Annotated in this window: 12 protein-coding genes; 1 reads left to right on the forward strand and 11 read right to left on the reverse strand. The window is 69.3% G+C overall.

The window, feature by feature from the left end:
- Position 1: 1 nt before the first annotated feature.
- The 11 genes from nuoK to ACZ5CZ_RS12855 are packed head-to-tail and all read right to left on the reverse strand — an operon-like array spanning position 2 to position 10,865.
- Positions 2-301, reverse strand: coding sequence for an NADH-quinone oxidoreductase subunit NuoK (gene nuoK / locus ACZ5CZ_RS12805; protein WP_385841835.1), 300 nt, complete (start codon positions 299-301; stop codon positions 2-4).
- Positions 298-1,140 (reverse strand): NADH-quinone oxidoreductase subunit J, encoded by an 843-nt coding sequence (locus ACZ5CZ_RS12810; protein WP_468942154.1) that lies wholly within the window; start codon positions 1,138-1,140, stop codon positions 298-300. The genes nuoK and ACZ5CZ_RS12810 overlap by 4 nt, the downstream gene beginning before the upstream one ends.
- Complete coding sequence (nuoI, locus tag ACZ5CZ_RS12815; RefSeq protein ID WP_468942157.1) at positions 1,137-1,748, reverse strand: NADH-quinone oxidoreductase subunit NuoI; 612 nt, start codon at positions 1,746-1,748, stop codon at positions 1,137-1,139. Before nuoI ends, ACZ5CZ_RS12810 begins: the two co-directional genes overlap by 4 nt.
- On the reverse strand, positions 1,741-3,111 hold the full coding sequence (gene nuoH, locus ACZ5CZ_RS12820; RefSeq protein WP_468942159.1) for an NADH-quinone oxidoreductase subunit NuoH: 1,371 nt from the start codon (positions 3,109-3,111) through the stop codon (positions 1,741-1,743). The genes nuoI and nuoH overlap by 8 nt, the downstream gene beginning before the upstream one ends.
- Positions 3,108-5,636: an NADH-quinone oxidoreductase subunit G gene (locus tag ACZ5CZ_RS12825; RefSeq protein WP_385841839.1), complete on the reverse strand. Its 2,529-nt coding sequence runs from the start codon at positions 5,634-5,636 to the stop codon at positions 3,108-3,110. Before ACZ5CZ_RS12825 ends, nuoH begins: the two co-directional genes overlap by 4 nt.
- Entirely contained in the window at positions 5,633-6,979 is a 1,347-nt protein-coding gene (gene nuoF / locus ACZ5CZ_RS12830; RefSeq protein WP_385841840.1) for an NADH-quinone oxidoreductase subunit NuoF, read from the reverse strand. The genes ACZ5CZ_RS12825 and nuoF overlap by 4 nt, the downstream gene beginning before the upstream one ends.
- Positions 6,979-7,845, reverse strand: coding sequence for an NADH-quinone oxidoreductase subunit NuoE (gene nuoE, locus ACZ5CZ_RS12835; RefSeq protein WP_385841841.1), 867 nt, complete (start codon positions 7,843-7,845; stop codon positions 6,979-6,981). Before nuoE ends, nuoF begins: the two co-directional genes overlap by 1 nt.
- The gene (locus tag ACZ5CZ_RS12840) at positions 7,842-9,170 is read right to left on the reverse strand and encodes an NADH-quinone oxidoreductase subunit D (protein WP_385841842.1); all 1,329 of its coding nucleotides are present in this window, start codon (positions 9,168-9,170) and stop codon (positions 7,842-7,844) included. The genes nuoE and ACZ5CZ_RS12840 overlap by 4 nt, the downstream gene beginning before the upstream one ends.
- Entirely contained in the window at positions 9,167-9,940 is a 774-nt protein-coding gene (locus tag ACZ5CZ_RS12845) for an NADH-quinone oxidoreductase subunit C (protein ID WP_385841843.1), read from the reverse strand. The genes ACZ5CZ_RS12840 and ACZ5CZ_RS12845 overlap by 4 nt, the downstream gene beginning before the upstream one ends.
- On the reverse strand, positions 9,937-10,491 hold the full coding sequence (locus ACZ5CZ_RS12850) for a NuoB/complex I 20 kDa subunit family protein (RefSeq protein WP_385841844.1): 555 nt from the start codon (positions 10,489-10,491) through the stop codon (positions 9,937-9,939). Before ACZ5CZ_RS12850 ends, ACZ5CZ_RS12845 begins: the two co-directional genes overlap by 4 nt.
- A 14-nt stretch (positions 10,492-10,505) precedes the next feature.
- Positions 10,506-10,865, reverse strand: a complete 360-nt coding sequence (locus tag ACZ5CZ_RS12855) for an NADH-quinone oxidoreductase subunit A (protein ID WP_053654533.1) — start codon at positions 10,863-10,865, stop codon at positions 10,506-10,508.
- A 743-nt stretch (positions 10,866-11,608) separates the two neighbouring features.
- Here ACZ5CZ_RS12855 and ACZ5CZ_RS12860 point away from each other — a divergent pair.
- The gene (locus tag ACZ5CZ_RS12860) at positions 11,609-12,433 is read left to right on the forward strand and encodes a C40 family peptidase (RefSeq protein WP_385841845.1); all 825 of its coding nucleotides are present in this window, start codon (positions 11,609-11,611) and stop codon (positions 12,431-12,433) included.
- Positions 12,434-12,498 lie beyond the last annotated feature (65 nt).

Here is a 12,498-nt window from a genome sequence, read left to right on the forward strand (position 1 = left end):
CTTACAGCTTCATCAGGCTGGCGTCGTCGACCGAGGCCGAGTGGCGGGTGCGGAACAGCGACACGATGATCGCGAGGCCCACCACGACCTCCGCGGCGGCGACGACCATCGTGAAGAAGGCGATGATCTGGCCGTCGAGGTTGCCGTGCATCCGGGAGAAGACGACGAACGCGAGGTTGCAGGCGTTCAGCATCAGTTCGATGCACATGAAGACCACGATGGCGTTGCGCCGGATCAGGACGCCGGTCGCGCCGATCGTGAACAGCACCGCGGCGAGATACAGGTAGTTGACCGGGTTCACTTCGACGCCTCCTCGGACCGCTTGAACGTCGCCGGTTCGACCGCCCTGCGCTCCAGGCGTTCCTCCGCGCGCTGCTCCAGCGCCCTCAGGTCCTCCAGCGCCTCCGCGGACACGTCGCGGATCTGGCCGCGCTCGCGCAGGGTCCGGTTGACGGTCAGTTCGGAGGCGGTGCCGTCGGGGAGCAGGCCCGCGATGTCCACGGCGTTGTGCCGGGCGTAGACACCGGGAGCGGGCAGCGGCGGGACGTGCTTGCCCTCGCGGACGCGCTGTTCGGACAGCTCGCGCTGGGTGCGGGCGCGCTCGGTGCGCTCGCGGTGGGTGAGCACCATGGCGCCGACGGCGGCCGTGATCAGCAGGGCGCCGGTGATCTCGAACGCGAAGACGTACTTGGTGAAGATGAGGGAGGCGAGGCCCTCCACGTTGCCGCCCGCGTTCGCCTTGCCGGCGCCGTCGAAGTCCTTCAGGGAGGCGTTCCCGATGCCCGCCAGGAGCAGCACGCCGAAGCCGGTCCCGCACAGCAGGGCCAGCCAGCGCTGGCCCTTGATGGTCTCCCGCAGCGAGTCGGCGGCCGTGACGCCGACGAGCATCACCACGAACAGGAACAGCATCATGATCGCGCCGGTGTAGACGACGATCTGCACGATGCCCAGGAAGTAGGCGCCGTTGGCGAGGTAGAACACCGCCAGGACGATCATGGTGCCGGCCAGGCTCAGGGCGCTGTGCACGGCCTTCTTCATGAAGACGGTGCCCAGGGCGCCGAGCACGGCGACGGTGCCGAGCACCCAGAACTGGAAGGCCTCGCCGGTGGAGGTGGAGTAGGCGGCGAGCTGCGCGCTCATGCCTCCACCTCCTCGGTGTCCGCGGCCTCGGGGGTCTCCCCCTTGGAGACGGCGACCTGGCGGACCGTGCCGGGCGCGGCCTGGGTGACCAGGCCGCGGTAGTAGTCCTGTTCGTCCGTGCCCGGGAAGATCGCGTGCGGGGTGTCGACCATGCCCTCCTCGAGACCGGCGAGCAGCTGCTCCTTGGTGTAGATGAGGTTGGCGCGGCTGGAGTCGGCCAGTTCGAACTCGTTGGTCATCGTGAGCGCGCGCGTGGGGCACGCCTCGATGCACAGGCCGCACAGGATGCAGCGGGCGTAGTTGATCTGGTAGACGCGGCCGTACCGCTCGCCGGGCGAGTAGCGCTCCTCGTCGGTGTTGTCGGCGCCTTCGACATAGATGGCGTCGGCGGGGCAGGCCCAGGCGCACAGCTCGCAGCCGACGCACTTCTCCAGGCCGTCCGGATGGCGGTTGAGCTGGTGCCGTCCGTGAAACCGCGGAGCCGTGGTCTTCTTCTGCTCCGGGTACTGCTCGGTCAGCCGCTTCTTGAACATGGCCTTGAAGGTCACGCCGAAGCCGGCCACGGGGTTCAGGAAACCGGGCTTGGTCTCCTTGGGCTCCTCAGCCATCGGACGCCTCCTTTCCCTGCGAAGATCCGACAGTTCCGTCACTGACAGTGTCCGGCCCGCCACTGACAATCAGCTCCCGCTCGCGGCGGGGGCGCCGCCTGGGCACCGGCGGCAGCTCCTGTCCGGGCAGCGGCGGCACGGGGAATCCGCCCGCCATCGGGTCGAATTCCGGCTCGGCGGCCACCTCTTCGGCCGTCTGCGCCTTCGCCCGGAACATGTCGGCGACGAAGGAGATCAGCAGCAGCGCGAGGACGCCGCCGCCGACGTACAGGGCGATGTCGGCGAAGTCGTAGTTCTCGTTGCGCAGCGCCCGTACGGTCGCGACCAGCATCAGCCAGGTCACCGAGACCGGGATGAGGACCTTCCAGCCGAGTTTCATCAGCTGGTCGTAGCGGACCCGCGGAAGCGTGCCGCGCAGCCAGATGAAGAAGAACAGCAGCAGCTGGACCTTGATCACGAACCAGAGCAGAGGCCACCAGCCGTGGTTCGCGCCCTCCCAGAAGCCGCTGATCGGCCAGGGCGCGCGCCAGCCGCCGAGGAACAGGGTGGTCGAGACGGCCGAGACCGTCACCATGTTGACGTACTCGGCGAGCATGAACATCGCGAACTTGATCGACGAGTACTCGGTGTTGAAGCCGCCGACCAGGTCGCCCTCGGACTCCGGCATGTCGAAGGGCGCGCGGTTGGTCTCGCCGACCATGGTGACGATGTAGAGGATGAAGGAGACCGGCAGCAGCAGGATGTACCAGCGGTCGTGCTGCTGCTCCACGATCCGGGACGTCGACATCGACCCCGAGTAGAGGAACACGGACGCGAACGCGGCGCCCATGGCGATCTCGTACGAGATCATCTGAGCGCAGGAGCGCAGGCCGCCGAGGAGCGGATAGGTGGATCCGGAGCTCCAGCCCGCGAGCACGATGCCGTAGATGCCGACGGAGGCGACCGCGAGGATGTAGAGCATCGCGATCGGCAGGTCGGTGAGCTGCATCGTGGTGCGCTGGCCGAAGACCGAGATCTCGTTGTCGGCCGGCCCGAAGGGGATCACCGCGATCGCCATGAAGGCCGGGATGGCCGCGACGATCGGCGCGAGGACGTACACCACCTTGTCCGCGCGCTTGACGATGACGTCTTCCTTGAGCATCAGCTTCACGCCGTCGGCGAGCGACTGGAGCATGCCCCAGGGCCCGTGCCGGTTGGGGCCGATGCGCAGCTGCATCCAGGCGACGACCTTGCGTTCCCAGACGATGGAGAACAGCACGGTCACCATCAGGAAGGCGAAGCAGAAGACGGCCTTGACGACGACCAGCCACCACGGGTCGCGGCCGAACATCGAGAGGTCTTCAACAGCGAGGTACGGGCTCATGCCTCCACCTCCTCGGGGGCCTCTCCGGCGACTGCCGCCGGGCCGATACGGACGAGCGAGCCGGGCCGCGCCCCGGTGTCGGAGGCGACGCCGGAACCGGCGGAGTTCAGCGGGAGCCAGACCACCCGGTCGGGCATCTCGGTGATCAGCAGCGGCAGTTCGACGCGGCCGGCCGGGCCGGTGACCACGAGGGTCTCGCCGTCCCGCACGCCGGCCTCGGCGGCCGTCGCGGCCGACACGCGTGCGCGTGCGGCGTGCCGGGTGCCGGCGAGCGCCTCGTCGCCCTCCTGGAGGACGCCCTGGTCGAGCAGGAGCCGGTGCCCGGCGAGCACCGCCTCGCCGACGGCCGGCCGGGGCAGCACGCCCGCCACCTCCAGGGGATCGGTGGCCCGGGCGCCGTCCCAGGAGCCGAGCCGGTCGATCTCCGCGCGGGTGCTGCGCAGATCGGGCAGGCCCAGCCGGCAGCGTCCGTCGGCGCCTTCGGCACGGTCCATGGCGTCGGCGAGCATGTGCAGCACGCGCGTGTCGGTCGGCGCCAGGCGGCGGGTCATCTGCTCGGGCTTCAGCGCCGCCTCGAAGAAGCGCACGCGGCCCTCCCAGTTGAGGAAGGTGCCCGCCTTCTCGGCGACCGCGGCGACCGGCAGGACGACATCGGCGTGCTCGGTGACCTCGCTGGGCCGCAGCTCCAGCGAGACCAGGAAGCCGACGCTGCGCAGCGCCTCACGCGCGCGTGCCGGGTCGGGCAGGTCGGCGACCTCGACGCCCGCGACCACGAGGGCCGACAGTTCGCCGGTCGCGGCGGCCTCGATGATGTGATGGGTGTCGCGGCCGTAGCGCAGCGGGAGTTCGGCGAGCCCCCAGGCGGCGGCGACCTGCTCCCGCGCGCGCGGGTCGGTCGCCGGACGGCCGCCCGGCAGCAGCGAGGGCAGCGCGCCCACCTCGATCGCTCCGCGCTCACCGGCCCGGCGCGGGATCCACACCAGCTGGGCGCCGGTCGCCGTGGCGGCGCGTACGGCGGCGGTGAGCCCGCCGGCCACGGCGGCCAGCCGCTCGCCCACGACGATGACGGCGCCCTCGGCGCGCAGCGCCTCGGCGGCACGGGTGCCCGGCTCCTCCAGGCCGACGCCGCCCGCGAGCGCGTCCAGCCACTCGGTCTCGGTGCCGGGAGCGGCCGGCAGCAGGGTGCCGCCCGCCTTCTCCAGGCCCCGGGTCGCGTGCGTGGCCAGCGCGAACACCCGCTGCCCGCGCTTGCGCCAGGCCTTGCGCAGCCGCAGGAAGACGCCGGGGGCCTCCTCCTCCGACTCGAAGCCGACCAGCAGGACGGCGGGTGCCTGCTCCAGCGCCGTGTACGTGACGCCCGTACCGTCGAGGTCACGGCCGCGGCCGGCCACCCGGGCGGCCAGGAAGTCGGCCTCCTCGCCGCTGTGCACGCGCGCGCGGAAGTCGATGTCGTTGGTGTCGAGCGCCACGCGCGCGAACTTGCTGTAGGCGTAGGCGTCCTCGACGGTCAGCCGGCCGCCGATGAGGACGCCGGCCCGGGAGCGGGCGGCGGTCAGGCCCTGCGCGGCCACTTCCAGGGCCTCGGGCCAGGAGGCGGGCTCCAGTACCCCGTCGGCGTTGCGGACGAGCGGGGTGTCGAGCCGGTCCTTGAGCTGGGCGTACCGGAACGCGAAGCGCCCCTTGTCGCACACCCACTCCTCGTTGACCTCGGGGTCCGGGGTCGCGAGCCGCCGCATCACCTTGCCGCGCCGGTGGTCGGTGCGCACGGCGCAGCCGCCCGCGCAGTGTTCGCACACCGAGTGCGAGGAGACGAGGTCGAAGGGGCGGGAGCGGAACCGGTAGGCCGCCGAGGTGAGCGCGCCGACCGGGCAGATCTGGATGGTGTTGCCGGAGAAGTACGACTCGAACGGGTCGCCCTCGCCGGTGCCGACCTGTTGCAGCGCGCCCCGCTCGACCAGCTCGATCATCGGGTCGCCGGCGATCTGGTTGGAGAAGCGGGTGCAGCGGGCGCACAGCACGCACCGCTCGCGGTCGAGCAGCACCTGGGTGGAGATCGGTACGGGCTTCTCGTAGGTCCGCTTGCGGCCCTCGAAGCGGGACTCGGCGTTGCCGTGCGACATGGCCTGGTTCTGGAGCGGGCACTCGCCGCCCTTGTCGCAGACCGGGCAGTCCAGCGGGTGGTTGATGAGGAGCAGCTCCATCACCCCGTGCTGGGCCTTCTCGGCCACCGGCGAGGTGAGCTGGGTCTTCACCACCATGCCGTCGGTGCAGGTGATGGTGCAGGACGCCATCGGCTTGCGCTGGCCCTCGACCTCCACGATGCACTGCCGGCAGGCGCCGGCCGGGTCCAGGAGGGGGTGGTCGCAGAAGCGGGGGATCTCGATGCCGAGCTGCTCGGCGGCCCGGATGACCAGGGTGCCCTTGGGCACGCTGATCTCGACGCCGTCGATCGTCAGCGTGACGAGGTCTTCCGGCGGGACCGCCGCCTCTCCGCCCCCCGCGGGGGCGCTCGTGGTCACGGTCATGCGTTCACCTCCGGGCGGTCCGCCCAGGCCGTCGACTTGGCCGGGTCGAAGGGGCAGCCCCGGCCCGTGATGTGCTGCTCGTACTCCTCACGGAAGTACTTCAGCGAGGAGAAGATGGGGGACGCGGCGCCGTCGCCGAGGGCGCAGAAGGACTTGCCGTTGATGTTGTCGGCGATGTCGGCGAGCTTGTCGAGGTCGGCCATGGCGCCCTTGCCGGCCTCGATGTCCCGGAGCAACTGCACCAGCCAGTACGTCCCTTCGCGGCAGGGGGTGCACTTGCCGCAGGACTCGTGGGCGTAGAACTCGGTCCAGCGGGTCACCGCCCGCACCACGCAGGTCGTCTCGTCGAAGCACTGCAACGCCTTGGTGCCGAGCATGGAGCCCGCGGCGCCCACCCCTTCGTAGTCGAGGGGGACGTCGAGGTGCTCGTCGGTGAACATCGGCGTGGAGGAGCCGCCCGGGGTCCAGAACTTCAGCCGGTGTCCGGGCCGCATCCCGCCGCTCATGTCGAGGAGCTGGCGGAGCGTGATGCCGAGCGGGGCCTCGTACTGGCCGGGGCTGGCGACATGGCCGCTGAGCGAGTAGAGCGTGAAGCCCGGGGACTTCTCGCTGCCCATCGACCTGAACCAGTCTTTCCCGTTCTTCATGATGGCGGGAACCGACGCGATCGACTCGACGTTGTTCACTACAGTCGGACAGGCATAGAGGCCTTCCACCGCAGGGAAGGGGGGACGCAGCCGCGGTTGGCCACGGCGGCCCTCGAGCGAGTCGAGCAGTGCGGTCTCCTCACCGCAGATGTACGCCCCGGCGCCGGCGTGCACGGTGAGAGTGAGGTCGAGCCCGCTGCCCAGGATGTTCTCGCCGAGATAGCCCGCCGCATAGGCCTCGCGCACGGCCTCGTGCAACCGCCGCAGAACGGGGACGACTTCACCCCGCAGATAGATGAAGGCATGCGACGACCTGATGGCATAGCACGCGATCACAATGCCCTCGATGAGGCTGTGCGGGTTCGCGAAGAGGAGCGGGATGTCCTTGCAGGTGCCGGGCTCCGACTCGTCGGCGTTGACAACTAGATAGTGCGGTTTTCCATCACCCTGAGGAATGAACTGCCACTTCATTCCGGTCGGGAATCCCGCGCCGCCGCGGCCTCGCAGCCCGGACTCCTTGACGTAGGCGATCACGTCGTCCGGTGACATGGCGAGCGCCTTGCGGAGCCCCTCGTACCCCTCGTGCCTTTGGTAGACGTCCAGGGTCCAGGACCGGTCCTCGTCCCAGAAGGCCGACAGCACGGGTGCGAGCAGCTTCTCGGGGCTGGTGTCCTTGAGTTCGGGTACCACGGTCATCACTCCCCCTCCTCGGTGGCAGGCCCTGCCGGGTGGGCAGGATCGGAGGCCGATGTCCGAAGCGGCGCGTCATGGGAACTGAGGTGCTCGGACGGCGACGGCTCGTGCACCGTGTCCTGCGGCACCTCCTGCGGACCTCCGCGCGGATGGACCACGCGCGCGGGTGCGGCCTCTCCCCTTGCCAGGCGAAGGCCCACCAGCGACGCGGGTCCCGCACTGCCGCTCTCCTCGACGGCCCCGGGCCGCTCGTCGGGGAAGCCGGCCAGGATCCGCGCGGTCTCCTTGAAGGTGCACAGCCGCGCCCCGCGCGTGGGCTCCACGGGCCGGCCCGCGCGCAGGTCGTCGACCAGGCGCTTGGCGCTCGCCGGGGTCTGGTTGTCGAAGAACTCCCAGTTGACCATCACGACCGGCGCGTAGTCGCAGGCCGCGTTGCACTCGATGTGCTCCAGGGTGACCAGGCCGTCGTCGGTGGTCTCGCCGTTGCCGACGCCCAGGTAGTCCTGGAGGGTCTCGAAGATCGCGTCGCCGCCCATCACCGCGCACAGCGTGTTGGTGCACACCCCGACCTGGTAGTCGCCGGAGGCCTTGCGCCGGTACATGGTGTAGAAGGTGGCGACCGCGGTGACCTCGGCGGTGGTCAGGCCCAGCATGTCCGCGCAGAACCGCATCCCGGTGCGCGTGACGTGCCCCTCCTCCGACTGCACGAGGTGCAGCAGCGGCAGCAGGGCGGACCGGGAGTTCGGGTAGCGCGCGATCACCTCGCGCGCGTCCGCCTCCAGCCGGGCCCGGACGTCGTCCGGGTAGGGGGGCGCGGGCAGTTCGGGCATGCCCAGGCCGACGCCCCGCTCCGTAGAAGAGGTGTTCACCGGTCGACGCCTCCCAGCACGGGGTCGATGGACGCAATGACGACGATGACGTCGGCCACCTGGCCGCCCTCGCACATCGCCGCCAGTGCCTGAAGGTTGGCGAAGGACGGGTCGCGGAAGTGGACCCGGTAGGGGCGGGTGCCGCCGTCGGAGACGACATGCGCTCCCAGTTCGCCCTTGGGTGACTCGACGGCCACGTACGCCTGTCCCGGCGGGACGCGGAAGCCCTCGGTGACCAGCTTGAAGTGGTGGATCAGGGCCTCCATGGAGGTGCCCATGATCTTCTTGATGTGGTCGAGGGAGTTGCCGAGCCCGTCGGGTCCCAGGGCGAGCTGGGCGGGCCAGGCGATCTTCTTGTCGGCGACCATGACCGGTCCGGGCTGGAGCCGGTCCAGGCACTGCTCGACGATCCTGAGCGACTGGCGCATCTCCTCCAGGCGGATCAGGAAGCGGCCGTAGGCGTCGCAGGTGTCGGCGGTCGGGATGTCGAAGTCGTAGGTCTCGTAGCCGCAGTACGGCTGGGTCTTGCGCAGGTCGTGCGGCAGGCCGGCGGAGCGCAGGATGGGGCCGGTGACGCCGAGGGACATGCAGCCGCTCAGGTCGAGATAGGCGATGTCCTGCATACGGCCCTTGAAGATGGGGTTCCCGGTGGCGAGCTTGTCGTACTCCGGGAAGTTCTTCTTCATCTTCTTCACGAACTCGCGGATCTGGTCCACCGCGCCGGGCGGCAGGTCCTGGGCGAGTCCGCCGGGGCGGATGTACGCGTGGTTCATCCGCAGACCGGTGATCAGCTCGAAGAGGTCGAGAATCATTTCACGATCACGGAATCCGTAGATCATGATCGTGGTGGCGCCCAGCTCCATGCCGCCGGTGGCGATGGCGACCAGGTGGGAGGACATCCGGTTCAGCTCCATCAGGAGCACTCGGATGATCTTGGCGCGCTCGGTGATCTCGTCCTCGATGCCGAGGAGCTTCTCGACGGCGAGACAGTAGGCGGTCTCGTTGAAGAAGGACGTCAGGTAGTCCATGCGCGTCACGTACGTGGTGCCCTGCGTCCACGTCCGGTACTCGAGGTTCTTCTCGATACCGGTGTGCAGGTAGCCGACGCCGCAGCGGGCCTCGGTGACCGTCTCGCCCTCGATCTCCAGGATCAGGCGGAGCACTCCATGGGTGGACGGGTGCTGGGGACCCATGTTGACGACGATGCGTTCGTCGTCGGCGCGGGCCGCGGACCGGACGACCTCGTCCCAGTCGCCACCGGTGACCGTGTAGACGGTGCCCTCGGTGGTTTCCCGGGCGGCTGCTGAGGGGGTGCTGCTGCTCACGAGTACGACCTCCGCTGGTCCGGAGCCGGGATCTGGGCGCCCTTGTACTCGACGGGGATGCCGCCGAGGGGGTAGTCCTTGCGCTGCGGGTGGCCCTGCCAGTCGTCCGGCATGAGGATCCGGGTGAGGGCGGGGTGGCCGTCGAAGACGATCCCGAAGAAGTCGTAGGTCTCGCGCTCGTGCCAGTCGTTCGTCGGGTAGACGGGGACCAGCGACGGGACGTGCGGGTCGCTGTCGGGACAGCTGACTTCGAGGCGGATCAGCCGGTTGTGGGTGATCGAGCGCAGGTGGTAGACGGCGTGCAGCTCGCGTCCCTTGTCGTGCGGGTAGTGGACGCCGCTGACGCCGGTGCACAGTTCGAAGCGCAGGGCGGGGTCGTCGCGCAGGGTCTGGGCGACGCGGAGCAGATGCTCGCGTTCGATGTGGAAGGTCAGCTCGCCCCGGTCGACGACCGTCTTCTCGATGACGTTGTCCGGGAGGAGGCCCTGTTCCTCCAGGGCGCCCTCCAGCTCGTCGGCGATCTCGTCGAACGCGCCGCCGGGGCCGCCGTAGGGGCGGACCGCCGGTCCCGGGAGCCGGACCGAGCGGACCAGACCGCCGTAGCCGGAGGTGTCACCGCCGTTGTTCGCGCCGAACATGCCGCGCTGGACGCGGATCTCCTCGCCGCCCTGGCCGCGCTGGCCGGGGAGGTTGGAGGCGGAGAGGTCCTTCTCGGGGTTCACCCCGTTCGCGGACCCGTTCGCGCCGTGGGTGCCGTTGGCGTCGCTCACCGCAGCAGCCCCTTCATCTCGATCGTGGGCAGGGCCTTGAGCGCCGCTTCCTCGGCCTCGCGGGCCGCTTCCTCCGCGTTGACCCCGAGCTTCGAGGTCTGGATCTTGTGGTGCAGCTTGAGGATCGCGTCCATCAGCATCTCGGGGCGCGGCGGGCAGCCGGGCAGGTAGATGTCGACGGGCACGATGTGGTCGACGCCCTGCACGATCGCGTAGTTGTTGAACATGCCGCCCGAGGAGGCGCAGACGCCCATGGAGATCACCCACTTGGGGTTGGGCATCTGGTCGTAGATCTGCCGCAGGACGGGGGCCATCTTCTGGCTGACCCGGCCCGCGACGATCATCAGGTCGGCCTGGCGCGGCGAGCCGCGGAAGACCTCCATGCCGAACCGTGCCAGGTCGTACCTGCCCGCGCCGGTCGCCATCAGCTCGAAGGCGCAGCAGGCGAGGCCGAAGGTGGCGGGGAAGACGGACGCCTTGCGCACCCACCCCGCGGCCTGTTCGACGGTGCTCAGCAGGAATCCGCTCGGCAGCTTTTCTTCGAGTCCCATGTCAGTTAGGCCCCTCAGTCCCATTCCAGGCCGCCGCGCCGCCATACGTACGCGTAGGCGACGAAGACGGTGAGCACGAAGAGCAGCATCTCCACGAGCCCGAAAATCCCCAGGGCGTCGAAGGTGACGGCCCAGGGGTAGAGGAAGACGATCTCGATGTCGAAGACGATGAAGAGCATCGCCGTCAGGTAGTACTTGATGGGGAAGCGCCCGCCGCCGGCCGGCGTGGGGGTCGGCTCGATACCGCACTCGTAGGCATCGAGCTTGGCGCGGTTGTACCGCTTCGGACCGATCAGCGTGGCCATGACCACGGAGAAGATCGCAAAGCCTGCCCCGAGGGCTCCCAGTACGAGGATGGGCGCATACGCGTTCACCGCTCCTCGCTCCTCTCAGTCGGCGCTGACTGCGGTTGCAACTGGGCTCACTTCCGCCTCACCGGTCCCACAGGTCCCGCTCGTCCCGGGCCGAAGATCGAGAACATGTGAAGCAGGTCACAAGCCCAACTGCCTCGCATCTTATGCCCGCCGCTCTGTGATCTGCGACACGGGGTATTCCACAAGCTTTGTGACCTCTGCCACCTGACGAAGGATCATCAAGTCGGATGATGGGTGATCTTCATACTCGAAGCGTTCAGTTGATCACGAGAAGTGACATTTTCGCTTGTCGTCGCAGGCCGGAGGGCGTGCCTCAATATCAAGAAAGTTCGCCTGCATGCAAATTCGCGCTGGGCGATGGATCTTGATAGTGGACCCCGTTCACACATCAGTGGTAGGGCGGGGGCCGGATGTGGACGAGCGGTGAGTGCGTGCACGCATTCACGAGCACCCGCGCGCGATGGACGCCCGGCTTCCGGTGACCGTTCCGTGACCTCCGCCACACCGCTGAGAGGCGGCTGAGAACCGGGCTTGGCCATCGACCCCAACCAGTGGTAGGCGGGGGGCAATCCGGACGTAATGATCAAAGACCGTGATCAACGGCTTGATCATCGAGGTCCGCTATGTCCGTTACGGCGTCAATAAAGAGCGACACGCCCGGGATTCGGGGGCTCGGTTGAGTAACTGTGGCGCAGCACACGTTTCTTGAAGATATGAAGGAGCCCCTGGTACCGGTTGTTCCCATGTCCCACACCGCTCACATACGCAGCCACCGGAAGCCCCGCCGCAACGCGTCGACCCTCGCGATGCGGGCCGGAGTTGCCGGTGGCGTCCTCAGCACCCTGGCAGTCGCCGGGGCGTCCGGCTCGGCCAACGCGTCCGAGCCGGTGACGCAGACCCTTGAACTGCCCACCCTGACGGCCGATCTGGCCGCTCAGGCGGCCCAGTCCGCGGACGCCACCCAGCAGGCCGCCGCGAACTACCAGCTGGATGCCGAGCGGGACGCGGCTGCCGCAAAGGCCGCGAAGCAGGCCAACTCGGACCTCGCCGAGGCCAAGAAGAAGGCCGCTGCCAAGAAGAAGGCCGAGGAGGAGGCCCGTAAGGAGGCCGCCGCCCGCGCCACGCGCAGCACGCAGCGGACGACCCTCAACACCACGGCGGACTCCGGCTCCACCAGCACGACGACGACCACCACCAGCACCTCCACGGCCACCGGCTCGGCCGCGGCCGTCGTCAGCTTCGTGAAGGCGCAGCTGGGCAAGGCGTATGTCTCCGGCGCCACCGGCCCGTCCGCCTACGACTGCTCCGGCCTGGTGCAGACGGCCTTCAAGCAGGTCGGCATCAGCCTGCCGCGGGTCTCCCAGGACCAGTCGACCGCCGGCACCCAGGTCTCGCTGAGCAACCTCCAGCCGGGCGACATCCTGTACTGGGGCCCCGCGGGCAGCGCGTACCACGTGGCGGTGTACGTCGGCGACGGCATGTTCGTCGGCGCCCAGAACCCCTCCGACGGCGTCGTGGAGCACCCGCTGTCCTACGACCAGCCGACCGGCGCCGTGCGGGTGCTCTGAGCGCACCCCGCACCTCTCGCACAACACCTCGCACCCGCAGGGCCGCAGCCGCTCGTAGGCAGCGG

The organism is Streptomyces sp. NPDC031418, assembly GCF_055581605.1.